The following is a 13713-nucleotide window of genomic DNA, read 5'->3' as shown; positions in this document are numbered from 1 at the left end:
GCTTTTTTTTTGCACAAAAATAGCGCTATACTCAAGCTATGCTTTTTTAGACTGGAGGGTTTGATGCAACAAATTGAAATATTTGATATTCCTAGCCCTTGTAAAGGTATTTGCTTGGTTAATAATCGAGGCTACTGCAAAGGATGTTATCGCAGTCGTGATGAGCGATTTTCGTGGAATTCGTTAACCAATGCCCAAAAAAAGAAAGTATTAAGCCTATGCCAACAACGCTATAAACGTTATTTACAGCAAAAAAATAAAGCTGAGCAAACCGCTTCGCCAACACGGCAGCAAGGCTTTGATTTTTAAAATTGTAGTTTGTACTTTGACCTGAGTTTAGCTACCGTGCCATTGTTGTGTAATTTCTTAAGTGTAGTCTCAAGCTGCAAAGCAATACTCGCATGGCTATTATGTAAATAATGATAAAGCGGGTAGGTAGCAACCACTTGTTTTTCATAGCAACCTAAAGCAGGAGGAATAGTTTTATTGGCCATCGCAAAATCAATCAGTAATGCAGCTTCTACTTTTTGCTGGATCAGTAAATTTAATTGAGTGGTATTATTTTTTACTTCAATAACCTCGCCTTGAAAATCAATACTGTCTAAATATCGTTGTTGCACAGGGTAGCTGGCTATAATAGCAACGCTATCCATTGTTTTAGTAGAGCTGGGTTCACAGTGCTTATAAAGCTCAAGACTAAATTTAAATAACGGGTAATTAACTCGAATTAAGTTTTTGTAAGCACTTTCAATACTAATATCACGAGCAAGCTGCCCATCTAACATGCCATTATTTGCCGCAAATAATGCATTCTGGCGATTAAAATCGATAATATTTAATTTAAAGCCTATATCTGCATACGCTAATTGTAATAGCTCAATAGTATAATTTGCTTGCTGGGTGTTCTGCGGGCGATTAAATGTATAGCTGTAACTATGGCCAAATGACGGATTGCTAAAAACTAAACCTATTAATACAAGTAGTCCTTTAGAGTATTTAAACACGTCAGTATTTCCAGTCTATTAGAGGCAAATGAGTAGGTGGGTATAATAACAAATTGGCTGTGTTTTGCCCAGTTTCTAGTCATGATCTAGCAAAGTCTATCTTTAACAATTATTGATCCCCTTAGATTATTTACGGCAGATTCTTTTTATTCGCTATAGAGTTAGTTTATTATAAGTTTAAACGTATAATCTAAGTTTTATCGGGCCAGTGAAAGGGGTAATATGAGTTATAACCTGTGTGATTTACCACGAGAGCAAAAGTATCAAATTCAGTTAGACTACGAAGCTTCATTTTGGGCATATCAAATTAAGCGTGGCAAGAAAACGCGTGAACAAGTTTACGACACCCTGCATAGTCGTCCTGTTGCGGAGCAAGGTTTTTTAAAGCAAAAGTTTGAGCAATATTTGGCACTTATGCTAAGTTAGAGTTTACTTGCTATGGTTGTTATAAAACAATTAGAACCAGTTAAAACGCCCTTAATAAACAAGTTTTATACCTTACATAAAGTTCGCGGTCGCGCAAATAAACAAGACCAACTGTGGGTCGCTTACGATAACCACACGATGATTGCGGCGTGCCGCTTACAACATAAACCGACTTTTTTATTTTTATCGACTGTTTTTGTGGCCCCTGAATACCGCTCAACTGGTGTTGCAACAAAGCTGTTAAGCACGCTTTTAAATCAGCAAACCGACTTTGTTTACACATTCGCTTACCAACATATTACTGATTTTTATCAGGCACTTGGTTTTAACCAGGTGTTAACATATACTCCTGAGTTATTAACGCTATTTGATGCATACAAGCACCGCAATATTATTGCATTGAAATATCAGCAACCCTAAATCAGCATAGGAAACACATGGGCATCTGTATTAATAGGTTTATCACAGCCATGTTTGTGCTATTTATGCTCATAAGCCTCGCTGCAACAGCGCAAGTAAAAAGGCTATCCCCGAGCGAAGGGTTATCTCAAAGCTACGTTAATACTATGCTTATTGATAATAATGGCTATTTATGGCTCTCTACTGAAGGAGGGTTAAATCGCTACGACGGCTATCAGGTTATTCCAATTAATGGCCCAAATGGTGAGTTAGAAGAGACCATTATTGATCGCATATACCAAGATCCAGAAGGACAAATTTGGATTGCTTCCTTGTTAGCGGGGCTTTTCAGGTATGACCCGCAAACAAATACCTATCAGCAGTATCTAAAAAAGCCAGTGACAGAAGAGCAAATTCTTCAGCAGTCTGTTTTTACTATGTTGGCCACAGATGATAAATCCTTGTGGATTGGACAAGGGCGAGTGTTTGCAAAACTTGATATAGCCAGTGGCTCTATTACTCCTTTATTTAAGCTGCCTGAGCAATTTGAAAATGCATTTGTACGTACCTTGTTTCATTACAATGGCTATATCTTTATTGGCAGTACAGACGGTGCTTATGTATTTAATATTGCAACGCAACAAGTACGCCCTCTAGAGCATTTAAGCGAAACCGATGTACACATCTATCAAAACAATGTGAAGTCATTTGCACTGGGTGATAGTAATCAGTTATTGGTTGGGGCTGTTAAAGGTTTATACGCTGTTGATATTAGCAATATAGAGGCATTGTTTAATAATAATGAGCAGTCATTTACAAATGAAAAGCTGCTGGCTGATTTAAATGTTTGGGATATAGATAATCAGCAGGGGGTTCTTGATTTAGCAACAGACAAAGGTCTGCTCAGCTTTAATTTGACCACCAAAACGGTGGTTAAAAATAAACGTATTCAACAAAGTAAATACACCCTTGCCGATACCAGCATTATTGATATGGTAAAAGATAAATCAGGCGGTATGTGGCTTGCGACTAAAACTGATGGTGCTTTTTATTTATCGGGAGACAACTATAAGTTTTATAATGTAGAGGGAAATACTCTGGGAGGGGATGGATTTTCGCATCACTCAGTCTGGGCAATTAAACAATTCCAAGATAAGTTATGGTTAGGTACCCATAATGGTTTAACTGCGGTTGATATAAAAAATAACACCTCAACGGTGTATTTAAAAGATTATAAAGTTGATTTACTAACCACAGAATTTACTATTTTCAAAATTATGCCTTACAAAAATAAACTTTGGTTACAAACAAACCGAGGGCTGTTTATTTTTGACCCCCAAACCCAGCAGCTTACTCAACCTAAAACTGCCAGCCCCAAGAACCAAATATTTTTAAACGACTGGATGCATGGTATTGCCTTGTTAGAAAATGGTGATTTATATTTTGTTCACCCTGATCATGGCATGTTTAAATATAATATTGATAGCCTGATTTTAACCCCATTAAAAGGCGAATTTTCCCAATTTGACCCGTTCTTAGCACATGGCTTTTTACCGCCGTTGCCCTCTCAGCCAAAGTGGCCGCTATTTTTTAGTGGTGGGGTGTTATACCAGTTTAATCCTGATGAGCTCAGTTTAAATACGCTTTATAAAGTACCCAAACATCATGACAATGTTGCAGTGAGAATTCTTTCGTATGTTGAAGACAGGCAAGGGATTCTATGGCTCTCTTTATCTAACTTTGGTTTGATTGGAATTGATGCCAGCAGCTATGAATTAGTGCATACCATTGATTTAGATAAAAATAAATTAGGCACACTATTATACGATATGGTGCTAGATGAAGAGGGAATGATTTGGATGAGTAGTCATAAAGGAATATGGCGACTAAACCCTAACACTATTCATTTTCAGCAGTTTACTACATCAGACGGGGTGCTTTCTGCTGAATTTAATAGTGGTGCTATGGCAAAATTAAACGATGGACGAATTGCCTATGGTAGCCTTAAAGGCTTTACCTATTTTGATCCTAAAGAGAATAAAAATAGCCAAGGTTTGTTAGAACATGTCAACATTACTCGCATTAATTTAATGTCTCGAAATTTGTCGATTAACTTACAACAGCCATTAAAAAATATTACTTTAAATCATGATGATATAGGGCTTGAAATTGCGTTCTCAGCGATGTCATTCAGTTTTCAAGAACGTATTATTTATGAATATCAGCTCGATAAAGGTAAAAAAAGTTATACCCGTAATAATCGCGTGGTGTTTCCTAAATTAAACCCCGGTAGCTACCAGTTAAAAGTCTGGGCAAAGGATCCGTTGACGGGTGAGTATACTCCGCCAGCAACGTTAAATATTAAAGTGAAATACCCGTTATGGCGGGCCCCTTACTTTTTAGCACTTTATGCTATTTTGTTGATCACTGTAGTGACTGCATGGGTGATGAGACGTAACAAAATACAGCGTATTTTATTAGCTGCACACAAAGAAAGCCAAGATAGCGAGGCGCGCTTAAAGCTTGCGCTAGAGGGGAGTGAATCGGGGGTATGGGATTGGCAAGCAAATCAGTTAAATATTTATCAGCCAAGGTTAGTCAACGAATTAGGTTATGCGGAAGACTCAGTCAGTTTAGATGACTACTTAGATAAAGTTCACCCACAAGAGCGTGCTATTTTTAGGTTAGAGTGGTTAGAATTTTTATCAACTGACAAAGGATATTTTAACTGTACTTACCGATTGCGTCATGCCAAAGGTCATTGGCGCTGGTACAAAGACTTTGGCAAAGTGGTTGAATGGAATGAAACAACTCCGCAAAAAGTAGCGGGTACGTATACCAATATGACACGCGAGATGGCATTTGAAGAACACGCTCGACTATTTACTGCCGCGTTTGAGCAGACTCGAGATTGGGTGTTTATTTTAGATAAAAACTTTAATATACGTGCTTCAAATAAGTCGCTACAAGCGGCTTTTGCTTTATCGGCAGAGCCTCGTTCAACTCGCTCACTTAATTTAGGTATGACTCGCAGTAGCTATTTTGATTATTTACGCATTATGCAAAAACTTGAAGTAGGTGAGCATTTCTCATGTGAAGATACTGTGGTATTGGCTAATAAGGAACAGCGCCATGTGTTAGTAAAAATAAGCGCTGTAGCGGATGAAAGCCAAAGATTAAGCAGTTATGTGGTTATTTTAACGGATATTCATGCCCAAAAGTCAGCTGAGAATGAGCTACATTTATTAACTAATTACGATTCATTAACGGGTTTGCCAAACAGAACTCTGTTTAACGACCGAGCTATGCATGCCATAGATCAAGCGCGTCGCCATCACAGTAAAGTCGCTTTAATACACGTAAATATAAAACGCTTTAAATACTTTAATGACTCATTTGGGACAGAAAGCGCTGATGAGATCATTAAGCTGGTGGCAAATCGTTTAAAAATAGCATTGCGTCCCTGTGATAGCGTAGCGCGTTTAAGTGGTGGTGAATTTGTTATTTTAGTTGAAGATATTCAACAAATAGAAGAAGTATTACTTATATGCACCAAGCTTATGGATTGTGTGAGTAAAGACATTGCTATGAATAACCAAAGTGTGAAGGTTCATCTAAGTATTGGGGTGGCGCTTTTCCCTGATGACGCGACGCATTATAAAGCGCTGTTAAAAGCATCAAATGTGGCGCTCTATTATGCTAAAGATGGTTTAGAAGGTGGTTACAAGTTTTACAAACAAGAAATGAATCAAAAAATTGAAAGGGCGCTGCATTTAGAGTCGCAATTGATCAAAGCGTATCATGAGCACGAGTTTTGTAATTACTATCAACCTATAATTAGTACATCTACACAAAGAACGGTAGGCTTTGAGGTGTTATTACGCTGGCCTGAAAATCAGCTAGCTAGTACGCAAGAGTTTGCAAATGTGGCTGAAAATATTGGTTTAATTACCAAAATTATGCTGCAAACATTTAAACGAGCACTTGTACAATTAGTGCGTTGGCGCACAGTTAACCCCGATTTATATTTATCAATTAATCTATCGGCACTTGATTTTGAGTTTGCTGAGCTTATGCCTGAAATTCGCCAGGCATTGAGTAATGCGGCACTACCGCCTGAGGCTATTGTATTTGAAATAACAGAGTCTATTTTAATGAGAGACTCAGAGTATGCGCTTAAAAATATGGATGCACTAAAGCAGCTCGGATGTAAATTATACATGGATGATTTTGGAACAGGGTATGCCTCGTTAACTTATTTGAAGCGCTTTCCGATTGATGTATTAAAAATAGATCGCAGCTTTGTGCAAGATATTGGTATTGATTCGGATAACGAAGCGATTATTCAATCCACGCTGACTTTAGCCAGCAGTTTAGGTAAAGAGTGTATTGCTGAAGGGGTTGAAAGCGCACATCAACTGGCCTTCTTAAAAGCTCAAGGTTGCAGCTACTTTCAAGGTTATTTGTTCAGTAAAGCGGTGCCTAAAGAGCAAGTGCTTGAGCTCATTGAGCGCGATTGGCGGCCTGTATTTTCACAAGCTTAAAGCGCCTCTGCTTTGTGTATGTGTTATTAAGGGCGCTTACCACAATTGCGACAAAATAAATGTGAGCTGCGTTTATTAAGTTCCGCTTTTATTGCTTTATTAGCTTCTAACTTACTTAACCCGAGTTTGTAGCGAAGATCTTCAAGGTGATGTAATTGCTCGTCGGAGAGTTTACCGTCGGTTATTTGCTCATGGGTGGCATCTTCAAATAACTGACGACGTTTACGAACTTGCTCTGAAAAGCTCGACGCTAATAAACCAGTGGGTATAGCCACCATGCCCATGCTTACTAGAGTGATGACACCACCAAACAGCTTACCAATGGGTGTTATTGGCACAACATCACCATAGCCTACAGTCGTAAGTGTTGCCATTGCCCACCACATTGCGGCCGGAATTGAGCCAAACTTGTCTGGTTGAATGTCATGTTCTAATAAATAAATACCGCATGAAGCTAAAATAAGTACTACTGCCATAATAAAAAATGCAGCCAACAATGAACTTGATTCATCAATAAATGCCTGTAATAACAGCTGCATTGCCCGTGAATAACGAGTGAGCTTAAATACTCTTAATAAACGTAGTACGCGTAAAAAACGTAAGTCTAAAGCAAAGAAAAACATTAATAGGCTTGGCAAAATGGCGATTAAATCGATGATAGCCAGTGGTGATAAAATATAGCGGATCCGCTTTTGTGTATTGGAGCAATCCATAGAGGCGTATTTTACTCTATCTACACAGGTCCAAGCACGTATTAGGTATTCAGCACTAAATATGGCAACCGATACCAGCTCTAACATTAAAAATTCGTTGTAGTACTCAGTGGCAATGCTGTGCACTGATTCGAGTACGATGGCCACCACATTTATCATAATAATAGTGATTAGTAGGGCATCTAAAAAGTGACCGGCCCGTTGGTACTTACCTGAAGACTCAAATACTTGGTTGATGGTTTGTCTAAGTTTCTGCATAATAATTATTATAATGTGAGTAACATATTGATACTGCCTTCTTCAAAATCACGACTAATTTTAAATCCGAGTTTACGAGCCAGCTCAATCATGCCAGTGTTTTCAGGTAGGGTGATCCCCTCAACGGTTTTTACCCCTTGGCGCTTACAATGAGAAATTGCTGCATTCATTAAAATACGTCCTAATCCAAGCCCTTGGCAATCAGAACGTACTACAATAGCAAACTCTGCTTGTAAGTTATCTGGGTCCATAATCACTCGTGAAACCCCTAAGGTGTGCTGTTGCTCGTCTTGTGTTTGGGTAACAATAAACGCCATTTCGCGGTCGTAATCAATTTGCGTCATTTTCGCGAGTTGATCGTGGTTAAATTGTGGTAACTCACCAAAAAAGCGTTTATACCTATCTTCTTTAGTTAATGACTGGTCAAACGCTTGATGTGCTTGCTCATCTTCAGGTTTGATTGGTCTGAGCGTTGCTAAGGTATTATTTTTTAAAGTGACTTGTTCAACTAGTTCAATAGGGTAAGGACGAATAGATAAACGTTTTCGATGTGCTTGAGCCTGATACTGATTCAAATTCATGGTGGCATCAAGTACTAAAAACTGGCCATTACTAGCTAGAATAGGATTTAGCTCTAACGAGGTGATATCCGGTTGATCTACGACCAATTGAGAAATTCGAGTTAGTAGTGAACACAAGCGATATTTATCTACTTTTTCTGGCAGAACACGATCTTTAAGTACGCCTTTATCATGGGCGGCGGCAATTAAATATTTAGCTAGGTTCATATTCAGTGGTGGCAAAGCGACTGCGGCTTGTGCATATTCAAGCCCTGTACCGGCTTCACCTAATAAAATAACCGGCCCAAAATTAGGCTCTGTTTTTATGGCTATACGCAGCTCGTTAGCTCCCGCTCGAGGTGCCATTTTTTGTAATGAAAAACCATCAATTATGGCATCAGGGTAGGTGTTCTTTATTCTTAACAGCATGGCAAATGCGGTTTGCTCTACCTCTTGCGCATCATTGAGGTTTAGTACGACACCGCCGACTTCAGACTTAGAGGGAATACTGGGGCTAATCAATTTCAATGCCACTGGAAAGCCCAGCTCTATTGCTTGTTCTTTGGCTTCGGTTGGAGTGTAGGCAACTTCAGTTTGAATACAGTCAATGCCGTAACTACTTAAAATATGACTTGCTTGATGGGTTGATAAGTAATGTTGTTCATCATTTAAAAACTCTTTTATAGTCGCTTTCGCTGCTGCTTTATTAATAGTGGCATCGTCAGTATTTGATTCTGGCGTTTGAGTTAAATGCTTTTGATTACGACGGTAGCTTACTAAGTGCATAAAGGCGCCTACCGCCCCTTCTGGGGTACGATAGGTAGGGATGGCGTTATTAGCGCAGATGCGTCTTGCAGCAAAAGCAGCATCTTCACCCATAAAATTAGTAATTACATACGGGCGTGCCATTTTCGGTAATTTATTTAGTGCCTCAACAATAACCTGAGCGTAATTTTCACTTGGGGCCAAAGCTGATGGAGTGTGGATGATCAGTAAGTTTTTAACTTCTTTAGCATTTAGTAATATTTCTAACGCATGCTTATAACGCACTGGCGCAGAATCGCCAAATATATCGACCGGATTAGCAGCGGTGTCTGAATGCGGGATCACTTTATTAAGTGCTTCGCGAGTTTCATCACTGAGCTGAGCAAGTTTTCCTGAGCTTTGAATGAGTTCATCAACCGCCATCACTCCAGGGCCACCACCATTGGTTAATATGGTAAGTTGCTCTACTTGCAGTAACTTAGGATGCATGGCCAAGGTTTGGGTGGCGGCAAAGAGCTCACGTAAGTCGTTTACTCTTAGCATACCCGCACGTTGAAACATGGCATCATATACCGCATCTGAGCTTTGTTTTCCGCCGGTGTGTATTTCAGCGGCGAGAGCCCCTGCGCTGGTTCTGCCAGTTTTAATAGCAATAACAGGTTTAGAAAATGCGGCTGCTCGAGCGGCAGAAATAAAGCTGCGGATATCATCAATATTATCGATGTACAGTAAGATGGCTTTGGTTTTAGCATCACGACCTAAAAAGTCGAGTATTTCGTCAAACTCAATATCTAAACAATCCCCCATAGATACAAAGTATGAAAAGCCAATTTCTTTATTTTTTGCCCAATCAAGAATAGTTGAGCAAACTGCTGCAGATTGCGATACAAAAGCCAGCTTACCCGGCGTGGCAACAGTATGAGAAAAGCTTGCATTTAAGCCTATATGTGGAATAAGTAACCCTAAGCAATTTGAGCCAAGCAGGGTAACTTTATGCTTAGCGGCGCTCTCTTTGAGTGCCTTTTTTTGAACTGTGGTTAAGCCATCCGCAATAATAATGGCACTATGACAACCAAGCGTACCTAGCTGCTCAATAATTTTCATTAAGGTGTTTTTATTGGTACAGATAACGGCTAAATCAGGCACTTTAGGTAAGGCTTCAATACTGGGGTAAGCCAATACACCGTGTACCGCTGTATGATTTGGGGTAACGGGCATAATAGGCCCTTTAAAGCCACCTTGCAGTAAGTTGCGCATTACCACATTACCCGCGCGAGTGGCGGTGTTTGATGCCCCAATAACAGCAACAGAGCTTGGGTTAAAAAACTGGTTAATACGTTTTAGACTCATTGCGTTTCCTTGGCTGATTAAGTTTTGCGTTCTGTACTGTCTCAATGTAACCTGTTTATTGTGTTTTTTCGAGCGTGAACATGCTTATTATTGATATTAGGGTCTGTTGACCTTTCAAGGTTAAACTTGCAGCAGTCTGTTTGGTATTTAGGCAAGGCAGAGCCTATGTGGTGTGGTTATTCCCCATAAATAGGCGATAACGCAGCATAAATGCCAAACAGGCGCTGCCCGAAGAGTTCTGCCTAGGGGCGATTTACTCTTTGTTGCTCGGTTTTTACTTAGCCCACTAGGTTACAAACCTCGCGCCGCGATTAAATCGCCCCTAGTTTGAACAAGTTTTAATCCGCAAAGGTCAACAGACCCTAATCAAGGAGAGTGAAGTGAATAAAATATCGAATGTAACCGTTGTTATGGCAGCAGTTTGTTTAAGCATCGGCTTAATTGCATTGGGCTTTATCATCAAAGGAGCCGCACTTGATATTAAAGGCATGGAGCGCACTGTTCAGGTCAAAGGCTTAGCAGAGCGTGAAGTGGTCGCTGATACTGTTATTTGGCCGCTGCAGTTTAATGACGCCGATAACAACCTTGAAAAGCTTGTTGAGCGAGTTGAGCAAAAAAACGATGCCGTAATTGCCTTTTTAAAGCTACATGGCTTTGATGATGAGGAAATATCGACAGGCACTCAATCTATTATTGATAAGCAAGCGCGTGAATACGCGAACGACAATCAAAAGTTTAGATACGTTATTAGCTCAAATATTATTGTTTACTCTAATGCCCCTGATAAAGTTAAAAACGCACTGAGTAAAGTGAGTCAGTTAGCTAAACAAAATATAGCCATAGTGCAAGATAACTATCAAACTCGTATTGAATATATTTTTACTGGGCTTAACGATATAAAGCCAGCCATGGTGCAAGAAGCCACAGAAAAAGCTCGTGAAGTAGCAAATAAATTTGCGAAAGATTCAAACTCCCTTTTAGGTAAAATTAAAACCGCACGCCAAGGGCAGTTTAGTATTAGCGATCGGGATTCAAACACACCGCAAATTAAAAATGTACGCGTGGTTACTAGCGTAGAATATTACTTATCAGATTAGTGCCGCTACTTGTTCAGTAGAGCGCTGTAAATATGCGGCGCTTAACAGCAAGGTAATTTCGCTTGGAGGGTCGTTTTTTAATGCCTCAAGCAATTGTAATTTTGCTCTAGGATTTTGTTTTTGTTCTATTTCCATTAATGCCAGTAAGGCTGAGAATTCATGCTTTACCGGAATGTTAGGCTTATGTGCATAAACGATATAGCTGGCCACAGGAGTGAGCCCGTACTGATTGATTTGCGCCAATGCATGCAGTAACTCTTCATTAGATTCAAATAACATTAACGAGCGAACATAGTTAAAAGGCAATTGACTCGGCGCTGCGTGCTTGAACACATTATGTAACACGTTATTGCCATGGCTATCTGTACTAATAAAGCCTTTATTTAATTTAAGCGCAGGAGTAAAAAAGCTCAGTGCATCTAAACTGGTTAGCTGTTCAATAAACGGCGCTGGTGGCGTATTGCTCGCTAAAATTCGCACGGCAATGTTTTGCATAAAATCGTATTTAATACTCATGCGTAACGCGCTTTCAAACAGGTAATTAAGCTGCATCACTTTTTGAGCGTCAGTAAGCTTTTTAAAGTCGTTATCAAGCTCATCAAACTGTTGTTGTTTAATACGCGCATTGAGTAGCTGTATGCTTAGATCCATTTTGTTCTCCTTGAATACCTACTTTATCCTAGCTTAATTTTTTGCTTTATAAAACAAAAGGCCGCAATTGCGACCTTTTATATGTTTAAGTAGTTACTTGATAATTAAGCTTGTTTGCTAGCAACCCACTCATCAACAAAGTTTTCTAGAACGTTCAATGGTACAGGGCCATTCTTAAGCACTACGTCGTGGAACTGACGAATATCAAACTTGTCGCCAAGTTGCTCTTTAGCTGCTTCACGTAGTTCTAATATTTTCAGCATACCTACTTTGTAAGCCGTTGCTTGTGATGGCATTACAATATGACGCTCAACCATTTTTACACCGTCAGAAGTGGCGTTAGGAGTGTTGTTAACGTAGTAATCAATACCTTCTTGGCGAGTCCACTTCATTGCGTGAATACCGGTATCAACCACTAGACGACAGGCACGCCATAACTCCATAGCTAAACGACCAAAATCTGAATACGGGTCTTCATAAAGGCCCATTTCTTTTGGTAGTAACTCTGAGTATAAACCCCAACCTTCAATGTAGGCTGTGTAACCACCAAATTTACGGAACTTAGGCACGCCTTCTAATTCTTGTGAAATAGCAATTTGCATGTGATGACCCGGAATACCTTCATGGTAAGCTAGAGCTTCCATTTGGTAAGTTGGCATTGCTTCCATGTCGTATAGGTTGGCGTAGTAAATACCTGGGCGAGAACCATCTGGCGCAGGTTGTTGATAAAACGCTTTACCTGCCGCTTTTTCACGGAAAGCTTCAACACGTTTTACTATCATGTCGGCTTTTGGCTTTACAATAAACAGCTCATCTAAGCGTGTTTTCATGTTATCAATTAAGCCTTTAGCTTCACTTAGGTACTGCGCTTTACCCGCTTCAGTATTAGCAAGGTAGAATTGCTTGTCGGTTTTCATAAACTGCATAAAAGCGTTTAAGTCGCCCTCAAAGCCAACTTTATCTTTAATAGCACGCATTTCATCATGAATACGTGACACTTCGGCAAGACCAATAGCATGAATTTCTTTTGCAGTAAGGTCTGTCGTAGTTGTACGTTTAAGCGCGTTATTGTAAAACGCTTCGCCATCAGGGAATTTCCAAGCACCGTCACGGTCATCAGCACGTTTTTCTAGCTGTGCAATGTAGTTAATTAACTTAGAGTAAGCAGGTTTAACTGCTGTTTTTAATGCTTTAGTCGCTTTACTAATAAGTGCATCTTTTTCAGCTTGGTCGATTTCTAATGCATTTACCTTGCGTTTAAAGTCAGCTAAAAGCGTAGAATCTTCACCTTGTTCAAACGGCGCACCTTTAATGATGTTTTTGCTTGAATCAATCACGTGTGGAAATACAAATTTAGGTGCAATAATGTTTTTATCGGCGCGAATTTCTAAGCCGGTAATAAGTTGCTCAAATACACCTGGCACCCCATTTAAACGAGCAATGTAATCGTTGGCTTCTTTTACGTTGCTAATTTGATGCTGGTTAATTAAAAAAGCCGGCACCATAGAGTGCGTACCAAACATCTGGTTTACTGGGTAGTTATGGTAACGCCATTTAAAATCAGCAATGCTGGCTTCTAAATCTTGTTTTTTTAAATCATAACTTACTTGAGTCGCTGCATCTAATTGCGCACGGTTAATGCTGTTGAGGGTGACCAAATCGGCTTTAGTTTGCGCCAAGTCTTTAAGCGCTTTTTCTTCGCTGTTGTCATCCCATTTATCGTAATCTTTTTTGATGCCCATGTAGGTTTGATAAACTGGGCTGCTCATTACATCACGATTAAAAGTGTCTTCAAAAAAAGCATTCGCTTTATCAATTTCACTTTGTACCGGTTGAGCTTGAACCGCCGGTGCTGGCGTTGATTGTTGTGTTGCTTGTTGGCAACCAGCAAGCAGTGCCACGCTTACCGTGGCAGCAATTAGAGTAAGTTTACGCATTCGTTTCCC

Annotated in this window: 10 protein-coding genes; 5 read left to right on the top strand and 5 right to left on the bottom strand. The window is 39.7% G+C overall.

From position 1 onward, the window contains the following. Positions 1 to 63 precede the first annotated feature (63 nt). A complete protein-coding gene (locus tag AC0VZ5_RS13340) occupies positions 64 to 309 on the top strand; it encodes a DUF1289 domain-containing protein (RefSeq protein WP_138609136.1) in 246 nt (81 codons plus the stop codon). Here the strand turns inward: AC0VZ5_RS13340 and AC0VZ5_RS13335 are convergent. Further along, entirely contained in the window at positions 306 to 1004 is a 699-nt protein-coding gene (locus AC0VZ5_RS13335) for a type 2 periplasmic-binding domain-containing protein (protein WP_178956576.1), read from the bottom strand. The two genes, AC0VZ5_RS13340 and AC0VZ5_RS13335, sit on opposite strands and share 4 nt — an antisense overlap. Before the next feature lie 222 nt (positions 1005 to 1226). Here AC0VZ5_RS13335 and AC0VZ5_RS13330 point away from each other — a divergent pair, with 222 nt between their 5' ends. From AC0VZ5_RS13330 to AC0VZ5_RS13320, 3 genes are read left to right on the top strand one after another with little or no spacing between them, the layout of a single operon-like run. Continuing rightward, the gene (locus AC0VZ5_RS13330) at positions 1227 to 1430 is read left to right on the top strand and encodes a DUF3283 family protein (RefSeq protein ID WP_008113353.1); all 204 of its coding nucleotides are present in this window, start codon (positions 1227 to 1229) and stop codon (positions 1428 to 1430) included. A 12-nt stretch (positions 1431 to 1442) separates the two neighbouring features. Continuing rightward, complete coding sequence (locus AC0VZ5_RS13325; protein WP_475473210.1) at positions 1443 to 1850, top strand: GNAT family N-acetyltransferase; 408 nt, start codon at positions 1443 to 1445, stop codon at positions 1848 to 1850. A gap of 17 nt (positions 1851 to 1867) precedes the next feature. Next, positions 1868 to 6373, top strand: a complete 4506-nt coding sequence (locus tag AC0VZ5_RS13320) for an EAL domain-containing protein (RefSeq protein ID WP_475473208.1) — start codon at positions 1868 to 1870, stop codon at positions 6371 to 6373. 26 nt (positions 6374 to 6399) lie between these two features. Here the strand turns inward: AC0VZ5_RS13320 and AC0VZ5_RS13315 are convergent, their stop codons facing one another. Both AC0VZ5_RS13315 and AC0VZ5_RS13310 read right to left on the bottom strand, forming a co-directional pair. Continuing rightward, a complete protein-coding gene (locus tag AC0VZ5_RS13315; RefSeq protein ID WP_475473206.1) occupies positions 6400 to 7344 on the bottom strand; it encodes an ion transporter in 945 nt (314 codons plus the stop codon). 8 nt (positions 7345 to 7352) lie between these two features. After that, on the bottom strand, positions 7353 to 10019 hold the full coding sequence (locus AC0VZ5_RS13310; RefSeq protein ID WP_109874123.1) for a bifunctional acetate--CoA ligase family protein/GNAT family N-acetyltransferase: 2667 nt from the start codon (positions 10017 to 10019) through the stop codon (positions 7353 to 7355). Positions 10020 to 10399: 380 nt separating this feature from the next. Here AC0VZ5_RS13310 and AC0VZ5_RS13305 point away from each other — a divergent pair, with 380 nt between their 5' ends. Then, positions 10400 to 11116: an SIMPL domain-containing protein gene (locus AC0VZ5_RS13305; protein WP_075169840.1), complete on the top strand. Its 717-nt coding sequence runs from the start codon at positions 10400 to 10402 to the stop codon at positions 11114 to 11116. Here the strand turns inward: AC0VZ5_RS13305 and AC0VZ5_RS13300 are convergent. Then, entirely contained in the window at positions 11108 to 11767 is a 660-nt protein-coding gene (locus AC0VZ5_RS13300; protein ID WP_138569547.1) for a hypothetical protein, read from the bottom strand. The genes AC0VZ5_RS13305 and AC0VZ5_RS13300 overlap by 9 nt on opposite strands. A 104-nt stretch (positions 11768 to 11871) precedes the next feature. Then, positions 11872 to 13704, bottom strand: a complete 1833-nt coding sequence (locus AC0VZ5_RS13295) for a DUF885 domain-containing protein (RefSeq protein ID WP_178956572.1) — start codon at positions 13702 to 13704, stop codon at positions 11872 to 11874. Positions 13705 to 13713 lie beyond the last annotated feature (9 nt).

This window comes from Pseudoalteromonas sp. QJM3NY_12 (assembly GCF_056173165.1).
The sequence above is the reverse complement of the archived record's forward strand: the minus strand, read 5'-3'. Positions and strand labels throughout refer to the sequence as shown.

Excerpts from the sequence above, each read along its gene's own strand:
- AC0VZ5_RS13330 (WP_008113353.1), top strand. The coding sequence starts at position 1,227 with ATGAGTTATAACCTGTGTGATTTACCACGAGAGCAAAAGTATCAAATT.
- AC0VZ5_RS13295 (WP_178956572.1), bottom strand. The coding sequence starts at position 13,704 with ATGCGTAAACTTACTCTAATTGCTGCCACGGTAAGCGTGGCACTGCTT.
- AC0VZ5_RS13325 (WP_475473210.1), top strand. The coding sequence starts at position 1,443 with ATGGTTGTTATAAAACAATTAGAACCAGTTAAAACGCCCTTAATAAAC.
- AC0VZ5_RS13320 (WP_475473208.1), top strand. The coding sequence starts at position 1,868 with ATGGGCATCTGTATTAATAGGTTTATCACAGCCATGTTTGTGCTATTT.
- AC0VZ5_RS13300 (WP_138569547.1), bottom strand. The coding sequence starts at position 11,767 with ATGGATCTAAGCATACAGCTACTCAATGCGCGTATTAAACAACAACAG.
- AC0VZ5_RS13340 (WP_138609136.1), top strand. The coding sequence starts at position 64 with ATGCAACAAATTGAAATATTTGATATTCCTAGCCCTTGTAAAGGTATT.
- AC0VZ5_RS13315 (WP_475473206.1), bottom strand. The coding sequence starts at position 7,344 with ATGCAGAAACTTAGACAAACCATCAACCAAGTATTTGAGTCTTCAGGT.
- AC0VZ5_RS13310 (WP_109874123.1), bottom strand. The coding sequence starts at position 10,019 with ATGAGTCTAAAACGTATTAACCAGTTTTTTAACCCAAGCTCTGTTGCT.